8 protein-coding genes and 1 pseudogene are annotated in these 9,354 nt (G+C 46.5%); 3 read left to right on the plus strand and 6 right to left on the minus strand.

The features are described from left to right. From A4E24_RS08120 to cdhA, 5 genes and pseudogenes are all read right to left on the minus strand, one after another. Positions 1-512, minus strand: a pseudogene (locus A4E24_RS08120) (acetyl-CoA synthase subunit delta); the annotation flags it as partial. A 28-nt stretch (positions 513-540) separates the two neighbouring features. Beyond that, on the minus strand, positions 541-1,293 hold the full coding sequence (locus A4E24_RS08125; RefSeq protein WP_292352782.1) for an AAA family ATPase: 753 nt from the start codon (positions 1,291-1,293) through the stop codon (positions 541-543). A gap of 12 nt (positions 1,294-1,305) precedes the next feature. Continuing rightward, positions 1,306-2,733, minus strand: coding sequence for a CO dehydrogenase/CO-methylating acetyl-CoA synthase complex subunit beta (cdhC, locus tag A4E24_RS08130; protein WP_292352783.1), 1,428 nt, complete (start codon positions 2,731-2,733; stop codon positions 1,306-1,308). 31 nt (positions 2,734-2,764) lie between these two features. Further along, complete coding sequence (cdhB, locus tag A4E24_RS08135) at positions 2,765-3,274, minus strand: CO dehydrogenase/acetyl-CoA synthase complex subunit epsilon (protein WP_292352784.1); 510 nt, start codon at positions 3,272-3,274, stop codon at positions 2,765-2,767. Continuing rightward, complete coding sequence (gene cdhA / locus A4E24_RS08140; RefSeq protein WP_292352785.1) at positions 3,274-5,688, minus strand: CO dehydrogenase/acetyl-CoA synthase complex subunit alpha; 2,415 nt, start codon at positions 5,686-5,688, stop codon at positions 3,274-3,276. Before cdhA ends, cdhB begins: the two co-directional genes overlap by 1 nt. 355 nt (positions 5,689-6,043) lie before the next feature. Here cdhA and A4E24_RS08145 point away from each other — a divergent pair, with 355 nt between their 5' ends. From A4E24_RS08145 to A4E24_RS08155, 3 genes are all read left to right on the plus strand, one after another. Continuing rightward, positions 6,044-6,916: a rhomboid family intramembrane serine protease gene (locus tag A4E24_RS08145; RefSeq protein ID WP_292352786.1), complete on the plus strand. Its 873-nt coding sequence runs from the start codon at positions 6,044-6,046 to the stop codon at positions 6,914-6,916. Next, on the plus strand, positions 6,885-7,337 hold the full coding sequence (locus tag A4E24_RS08150; protein WP_292352787.1) for a hypothetical protein: 453 nt from the start codon (positions 6,885-6,887) through the stop codon (positions 7,335-7,337). Before A4E24_RS08145 ends, A4E24_RS08150 begins: the two co-directional genes overlap by 32 nt. Positions 7,338-7,468: 131 nt before the next feature. Next, a complete protein-coding gene (locus A4E24_RS08155; RefSeq protein WP_292352788.1) occupies positions 7,469-8,032 on the plus strand; it encodes a TIGR00288 family NYN domain-containing protein in 564 nt (187 codons plus the stop codon). 8 nt (positions 8,033-8,040) lie between these two features. On the opposite strand, the gene A4E24_RS08160 is transcribed toward A4E24_RS08155, so the two are convergent. Then, positions 8,041-9,213, minus strand: a complete 1,173-nt coding sequence (locus A4E24_RS08160) for a homocitrate synthase family protein (protein ID WP_292352789.1) — start codon at positions 9,211-9,213, stop codon at positions 8,041-8,043. Positions 9,214-9,354 lie beyond the last annotated feature (141 nt).

Here is a 9,354-nt window from a genome sequence, read left to right on the forward strand (position 1 = left end):
CCAATGGGCATGTCAAAAACATCCATGGTGATATAGTTGCGGTGAGGCATTTCCGCATCAAAGTAATATGGCAGAGCGTTCTCTCCACCCAGCGTGATCGTGCTCTTCCTGGAGCCCCCATCTGCGGAAGTGGCACCCAGGGTGACTTCCTGTATGGGATTGGTCCAGTTCTTTACTGACGCCACTTCGAACTTTGCAGCCAGCAATTCCTGCATCCTGGTCTTTGCAGCAGCCATTTCGCTCACAGGCGAAGGGGCACCGGCAACTCCCATCCCCAAAGCCTGTGCAAACAGCTGGTCTACGGGGTATCCCAGTATCCTGCCTATATTGGCCATGTGCAGGGAGATATGTGAGATCTCCTGTCCCAGTGCATAGGCCAGTGCAGGGTTAAGTCCTCCACCGCCAGTGATATTCAATTCGATATCACCCTCAATGGTTACACCTTCAAGGGCTTCGATATCAAAATCCTTGAAAAGTTCAGTGATATCGGTCAGTTTGGTCTTCTTTGTCATATGCATTCCACCATAAATCAAGAGAGCGTTATAAATTCAGTTTCCGGGAGATATTCTCTACTTCCTTGACAGCAGGCGAGTCGTCCGGAAGTTCCATAAGCGGCTGTCCTGCAAGGTCTCTTTGTACTATCATCTCGTCCATCGGGACCATACCTATAAGTTCCAGTCCCAGTTCTGCAGCGGTATTTATAATTGTTCCACGGGTAGTGTCAGTGACCTTGTTAGCGATCACATATATGTGGTTCACATCTGTTTCCAGTTCCCCGACCAGTTCGCGGATGCGTTCAGCAGTTCCCAGTCCTCTGCGGGACCCATCTGTAACTACAATAAGGTCATCCACCTGCTTGAATATCTTCCTGCTGAAATGTTCAAGTCCGGCCTCGGTATCGATTATAAGGACGTCATAGTTGCCTACGAGCTTGTTCATTATACCCCGCAGCAGGTTATTGACATAGCAATAACACCCGGAACCTTCAGGCCTGCCCATGACCAGCAGGTCATAGCCGGGCATCTCTTCCAGTATCTCGTAGAGCTTGGACTCCAGAATGGACTGCTTGTTGACATCGGGAGGCAGATTGTCACGCTCTTCGTGCATGAATTCTTTCACATCACCAATTGTCCTTTGCACCTCACATCCCAGCGTCTCCGGAAGATTTGTGTCAGGGTCGGCATCCACTGCCAGAACTACTTTGTTACCTCTGGTGAGGTGGCGGATGAGTAAGGTGGTGATGGCTGTCTTGCCAGTCCCCCCTTTCCCTGTCACTGCGATTATTCTGGTCACAATAGGCCTCTATTATTCTATTTTCTTTATGATTATCTTGTCTACGGTCACCTTTGCGTTCTTAAGCACTATCTTCACACCGCCGGTGCCGGAGCCACCCATCATTGGCATGGCAGGCATAAAGCCTGCTGGCATCTGCTGTGGAATATATTGCATAGGCTGCTGATACTGTGCCTGAGGAGCCTGACCGGCTGCTTCTTCCTCTTCTGCAGGAGCTTCTTCCTCTTCGACCACCCATCTCTTGACCACTGGATGATCTTTCTCTTTTAGGAAGTTCTTTAAGGCTTCAACATCTTTCACATCTTCGTCAGTTGCGATCTTATCCTTCAGCTCTGCAGGAATACTATCCAGCACTTTCTGTTTCAGCATGCTGGGCATCCATACAACGCGCTCCCATCCTCCATCGGCGCTGATGAACTTCGGTGAACGGAAATAGTTGACACCGATACCCAGGAAACCCACTACCTGTTTACCTCCGCCTGTCTGTCCTGCCATGGTGGAGAACTGCAAACCATTGGGTGCAGTTCCTGCAAAGTCCCTATCCACCCAGCCAATACCGTCAACTTCAGGCACATAGAAACCTACTACCTCGAAGCAGCCACATGAAGTGTGGGGATATTCGAAGAAAGAATGCAACTTGAGCCTGTCGTATTCCCCACTGGATAAGCGCTTTGCATGCTCGTTAACACCGGAATACTCACCTGATGCAGCATCCAGAAGTTCTCCCTTTTCTATAGCGAACTGCGGACCTTCAGGATCCACCTTGGCGGCTGCCCTTCCGTCGAACCAGTTGATGGCTCCGCACAGGGATATCCTGTCAGGCGTGATGACACAGACATTTGTCGGTGCAAAGGACTGGCACAGGGTACAGCCATAGAACGTGTCCACATCTTCATCATGCAGACCTTTTGTCCTGTCATCCCTTGCCTTATATACAGCTCTGGCGTTCTCTATCTCTTTTTCGATCTCTGCCTGATCTGTGATATACACGGTTTCCACTTTCTCTATGAATGGGAGCTCGTTCTTGAAGAGCATCATAATGGCCTTTGCGACCTGTTCAAAGGAAGTAAGACCTTTTTTTACAGCTTCCTTGCTTACCCTTAGCCATACGTCATCTCTCTGGTTGAGGTGCATAAGGCCCTGGATATAGTTCTGGAACTCATGGTTCCTCCTTTCGACAATGGATTCCAGGTCGGTTTCCACCAGTTCGCCTGCTATCTTGTAGATCATGGCAATAGGATATCTGGAGCCTTCGGCCATGTCTGCAAGGTCAGGACCGATAAGTGTGAACTTGCCATCTTCCACATCGTTCATATCAGCTGCTCGTACCAGTTCAAAACCAATGGATTTCGGACCGGCAAGTTCAACGTGCATATTATCCTTTCTAATCCTTTCTCCCTCGAACATAGGAGATATCTCAAAAGGGAATTCATCTGCCATTTTATTTTCTCCGTGATTTCTAGATCATGATTTAAAGGTTAGCTATGAGCTCATCAAGTGCTGCCAGATGGTCATCAGGTTTCAGATTTCCGAAGGACATATCTGCATTCTGTAAATAGTGCCTGTCTATTGCCAGTGTCTTGATGTCAGTGAAGTTCTTCAGACCTGACAGTACCTGGTTCACATAGTATTTTTTGTGTCCGAGGAAGATCACCATATCATAGGAACCCTGACCATCCAGTCCTTTCCAGTTCTTGTCACCTAGATAAGTAGCAAGGAAATGGATATTGATGTATTTTGCATTTACGTTCTGGTTCTTGAAACCTTGCATGGAATGACCTGTTGCAGCGATCTGTATACCTTTTTTGCCTAGTTCTATGGCCTTGGAGATCACGTCGCTGTCAAGGGCATCCGCACCGACTACCAGGAGTGGTCTCTTGGCTTTGGAAATAAGTTTGGCAGCCACTGAAGGCTGCACAGGTTTTGCATTTCTGGACCCCCAGGTAGTATATATCATTGTGTTCTTTGTAGTATCCACCATCAGCACACACTCTCCTTACAGAGCCTTTTGACATTTGTAGGTTGTGCAGACACATCGAGCTTCATGGTAGGACCGGAGATGATCTTCTTCTTCTTCCAGTCGATCTCCCATCCATGCTCCTTTTCCAGGATCTTCAGCAATTCCTCACGCTTTGCAAGAGGCAGGTCAGTCTCTATCCTCACGAACTTGTACCAGTCCTCAGGCAGATGACCCAGATACTTCTGGCTGAGCTCGATATAGTGAGTGAGCTTGATCATGCGCCCCATGTTGTTATCACTTGGCCTGATACAGTTCTTTGCGATCATGGGCATGAGCTCTTCGATGGTCTCTGCGGTCGTAAGCAGGAACTCCGGTGAAGATGGGATCGGCATTTCCTCTCCGTTACGCGCATCGTATACTTTCCAGTCCTCTTCATTGTAGGGTTTACCAATGAGTGCACGTCTGTACTTGGAACCATGCGGTCCTACTATGACCGGTATACCTAGTCTGTTACACCCTGTACCTATGGCTGCAGCTTTCTGGGAATATGCACCCCATGCCACACCCACCGCACCGATACGGTTCATTATGTAGTCTGCTATTTCCTCAAAGTTACCTGTGATGTTCCTCTGGGCGAATATAGCGGCCACTTTGATGGCAGTACCTGTGATGTGCGAGTTAGAAACACATGAACCCACATTTATGAGGTTACCTGCCAGGAACTTGGCTGGATATTTCTCATAGAGGGTCTGACCTTCTTCGTCCTTGTACATGCCCAGGTCCATGGCAGAACACCCGGACATGACCACGATGTAATTCCTCTGGAGCATCTCATTGGCAACAGTGTACAGGTCCTTTGTGCCTTCCGGATAGTTGGAGCAGCCGACCATTGCCACGATGCCCGGAGTAGTACCCAGTACAAGATTGACGCCCTCCTCGCGGATCTCCGGGTCACTTATCTGGCCTCTGCCTGCCCTCATCTTGCCTTTCTCCTCGCGGATAACCTTCTGTGCAGCCTTTTCGATCACATTGAGGATCGGAATACCCTTTGGACATACAGGGTCACAGCGTCCGCAAGCTATACAATGATCATGGAGCTTCTCGAATTTGGTGATGTCTCCCTCAGCGGCTGCTACCATAGCGTTCATTATGGGCAGGTTGTTGGGGCATACCAGTTCACAGGCACCGCACTGCACACATGCAGAGGTCAATTTTTTCAGTTCTTCCTCAGAAGGCAGGGACTTGATACCCTTTGCATCTCTTATGGGTGCCATCTTCATGGCAAGGCGGGGAGCCACTTCTCCAAGCAGATCGAAATTCAGTATAAGTGCTCCAGGTTCCTTCCCGCTGGAAAGGTCATCGATTATCTGGTCGGCAGTATCGTTTGATCTGTTGGGAAGACCGTACATGATCTTTTCGTTAGTTGTGATCACAGGTATGAACAGTTTCTTTGCCTCATCAAGAACATCAGGTCTGACACATTGCTCGTCCACAACAATAACATCCGGAGCAGCAGAACGTATCATCTTGAGCTCTTTTGCCATGGAGCCTATAACCTTTGTCCTTGGCTGACTGCGGTCCTCCGTCTTGTAACGGGTCATGTCGATAGCTGTACAGCACAGTCCGGCAAGCTCTATCTTGTCGTTAAGGGAGTGCTCTTCCATATAGTCCATAATGTAAGTTACTCCTGCAACATTATGTCCTATGACCAGCAGTACAGGTTTTGTTGAATCTATACATCCCATGCCGATCTCTGCAAGGGAGACGTCTGGGTCGGATTTAGGCATACCGAGGCATGAGACCTGAGCAATATCGGAAACTTCCATGCCTACATGGTCCAGCATTCCTCCGTGCAGTGCTTTGGATTCGAAGTCAAGAGCTGAACCTTCCTGTCCGGCATGGATCGTAGAGAGAAGCTGCATTAGTTGCTCTTCGACATATGCCACAACTTCTTCGAGATCACCCAAGGTTTTAGGCATGATGCCTGTTACCAGCTGAGTGTTGGGAGCGAACAGGTTTGAAGGTCCCATATCAATGGGGTGGTCTCTTCCATGTACCCCTATCAGGTGATGCAGCAGGTGACGACCATGAGCTGAGTGCGCAGCTGCACCGGTGATGACCCTCAAAAGGAACTCTCTTGACTGATGTGTAGCCAGGTCAATACCGCACGCTCCTTCTTTATTTCCACCGAGATCACACTTGCCATACGTACAGTAACAGCATTGATCACAAACAGGAGTGTATACTGGCTGATAGCGGGACAGCAATTTATAGTCCCAATCCCTCAGGCCGGATACACCGGGTTTTGGTGTAGGTCCGGTTTCAATACCTTCCTCTTCGGCTTTTGTCTCTATGGCACCAACTATGTTGTTGATCGTGATCTGGACGTTCTCCAGGTCCTCAAGGGAGAACTTGCCTGTTGATATTTTAGTCATGTGTTTGGCCCTCTTTTTGTCCCACTGCATACTTGTAGACTTTTTAATAGCAACAAATGTTACAAAAAATACAATGCGTAATACTTTTATACTAGTATTTAGTTGCATCCTAATGCACAAGCGCCTATAAAAACATTCCCCTATTTATCACGATTGATTGTGATATATTTGTACATAATATGAGCTAATAAAACGTTATTACAAAAAAGAAGCAAATTGCAGTGGACTGGAACTTATATTGGTAATAGTATCATATAAAGTTTCCGCAAATATCACGATTATTCTTGACAATCAGTAGCATAGTTCTCTCAGAAACAGTTTTATTTTATGTGTCTCTAGGTAAATAGAGGATAATTTGGCGAAGGATTCGGATGACAGTTGCTGGATATGTGGTAAAAGAGAACTTTTACCTTTCAGGTGCAGGTATTGCGGAAAGGCCTTCTGTGCAGCACACAGGTTGCCGGAACAGCATGCATGCCCGGGACTGGAATTTGCCCAACGTCATTCCGGATACACTGACAGTAACATCAACAAAGATACTGATGACATATTCAAAGATATGCTCCGCACCACGACCAAAAAAGCTGCAAAGGGACTTGCCAAGGGCATTTGGGGTAGTATTATGAGTTCAATGAAGAACAGTCCTTCAATGGCTATCATCTATATTTGTTTGGTATCGTTCTTTGTCGGGAACATTTTCCTGGGAGTCAGATACTTTGATCTTTTTAAGCTCACGCCTGCATTTATGCTGGCACAGCCCTGGACGATTGTGACCCATATGTTCCTGCATGTGGATTTTGGCCATCTGTTCTTCAATATGCTTGTGCTGTTCTTCTTCGGGCGCGAACTGGAGAATAGAATTGGCAATAGCAGGTTTTTGGGAGTCTACTTTGTTTCAGGCATTGTCGCAGCTATAGGATATTCCCTCACGGTTTCAAATCCCTACTCGTCTGTGGTGGGAGCAAGTGGTGCCATTCTGGGTGTTTTTGCCACTCTTACGGTGCTTGCCCCTGACCTGAGGGTTTACGTTTATTTCATACCCATGCAAATAAAATATGCATTGCTGCTCTTTGCACTGCTGGACTTTGCATTGATAGGATCGAACGATATGGTAGCTCATACTGCCCATCTGAGCGGTATCCTTGTAGGCTTGTTCATAGGCTTCCGCATTAAGCGCAATATGAGAAAATATAATAGTGCATATAACAGTTATTATCGAAGGTGGTGATCTGGATAGCCAGAAACACTTAAGGACAAGCTATCCAAGGCCTGCTGAAGGTGAAGCTGTCCCTGTTACTTTTATCGACATGCGTGAAGTGTTTGCAGGCTGGTCCCCTGAACTGAAAAGGACGGTCTATAAACAGGACTTCATGGAGACCGAGGGTCTTAAAAGAGTGCGCGAAGTGTTCCTTCTTGAAGTATACAACTGGCTATATGAGGGTATTAGTTTCATAGAACTTTCTGAGATGGAGCTTAGCCAGTTCAAAGAAGTTCTGGACCAGCTTGCTGAAAAAGGAGGGGAGATAGTTTATACCCGCAGAAAGCAGGGCCAATGGATGATCAATTATTTCCGGCTAGTGGAACCAGAGTTGGAGAATGTGAGCGTAACAGGAACATCTATGGATAAGCTTTTTGAGAAATATGTATGACCGCTTTCATCAAAAACATCAGTAGCCTACACAAAACTATAAAACTCAATTGGCGTATAATACTAATTACATGGTTATTTTAAGTAATAATAGTAATTTATACAACATTTATACAATATAGTGAGGACAATATGCAGAACGTAAAGACCGGATTAAATTCCATTGTCAGATACCTCAGCACAAAAAAAGAGGTGGGTAGGCGCCGGATAGGTCTTCTGGTAGATGGGCCTAATGTTCTTCGTAAGGAGTTCAATGTAAACCTCGAAGAGATCAGGGATGTGCTTAAAGAGTATGGCAATGTGAAGGTAGGCAGGGTCTTTCTCAACCAGTATGCCTCTGATAAACTCGTGGAGGCCATTGAGAACAACGGTTTCGAGCCGATCATATGTTCAAGCGATGTTGATGTACGTCTTGCAGTGGAAGGAATGGAACTCGTTTTCAATCCTACCATAGATACTCTGGCCCTTGTCACCAGGGATGCTGACTTCAAGCCACTTTTAAGCAAGGCAAATGAGAACGGAAAAGAAACCATTCTTTTTGGAGTGGAGCCAGGATTCTCTGCGGCTCTCAGGAATTCTGCAGATTATGTCATCATACTTGAGAATAATCAAATGAATTTCCATGATGACGATTTCTACACAAGCGCTCCTGAAAAGACAAAACGTGCTACGGAAGTAGAGGTTATACCTGAATAAAGCACAGGTCAAGTTCCCTTGACCTCGTTGATCATCTCTTCAAGTCTTTCACTGGAAATACCGTATTTTGTTTCTGCACTGTTCTTTACCTTTTCTATAAGTGCGCATAGTGCCTCATGGCTAAGGTCATGGCCCATGCTTTTCACGATGCCTTTCAGTGCTTTTATCCCAGTGTGCTTGCCAACTATCAGACGGCGCTGGCCACCGACCATCTCCGGACTGAACAGTTCATAGGTCCTTGGTTCTTCCAGTATGGCACATACATGGATACCCGATTCATGAGAAAATGCATGCTCTCCTATAACTGCTTTTGTAACTCCGGGCTTGATCCCGGAATATCTTTCCACTTTCTTTGAAAGGCCTGTGAGTTTTCTGGTGTCATATCTGTCAATATCGTATTGGACCCTTAGGGCTACAAGCACTTCTTCCAGTGAAGCGTTACCTGCTCTCTCCCCTATGCCATTCACAGTGGTATGCAGTTGTTTGGCACCTGCTTCTGCAGCTGCCAGCGTATTGGCCGTGGCCATGCCAATGTCGTCATGGCAATGTATACAAACGGGGGTTTTCACAACTTTTTTTATTTCCTTTACAAGGTAATAGGTGGTGCTTGGGTTAAGGATGCCGATAGTATCTGCAATACTTACATAGTTCACTTTATAGTCCTCTGCGGCGAGGAACGCACGTTTCAGCGTCTCTATGTCAGTTCTGCTCCCGTCCTCTGCAGCAAACCGCACTCCCAGTCCGTGGTCCTTTGCATATTGTACGGCTTCCATGGCAAGTCCGAACATCTCCTCATAGCTTTTATGGTATTTGTGCTTGAGATGAAGTTCTGACATAGCAATGAAAATGCTTACAAAGTCCACATCACATTCAATAGCTGTCTCCACATCGCTCACCCTGGAGCGTGCCAGACAACATGTTTTTGAATTGAGGCCCATGTTAGCTATCTCTTTAACGATTTCCTTTTCGGTCTGTGAGACCACAGGGAAACCGGACTCAATTATCTCGACCCCGATAGCATCCAGCTCAGTTGCTATGTCTATTTTCTCCTCCCTCGTAAACACTACACCGGGAGTTTGTTCCCCATCGCGCAGTGTCACATCGCAGATCTCTATGTCCAGGGGCGCAAGATCAAGGTAATGCATCAATTCATTGCGTGAATAATCTTTTGTTAGTACCATGTGTCTATCACTTTTAAAATGGTCTTAAGTCTATTGTAACTGCAAATGTGTGAGGATGTTAAATATAATTTTCGCAATCAAGCGATACTATTATAATCAGAATGACCGGTATGTCACTACCACTTGAACAAAATATCAGGC

Origin of the sequence: Methanomethylovorans sp. PtaU1.Bin093 (assembly GCF_002067275.1) — an archaeon.
In the GTDB taxonomy this organism is placed as follows: domain Archaea; phylum Halobacteriota; class Methanosarcinia; order Methanosarcinales; family Methanosarcinaceae; genus Methanomethylovorans.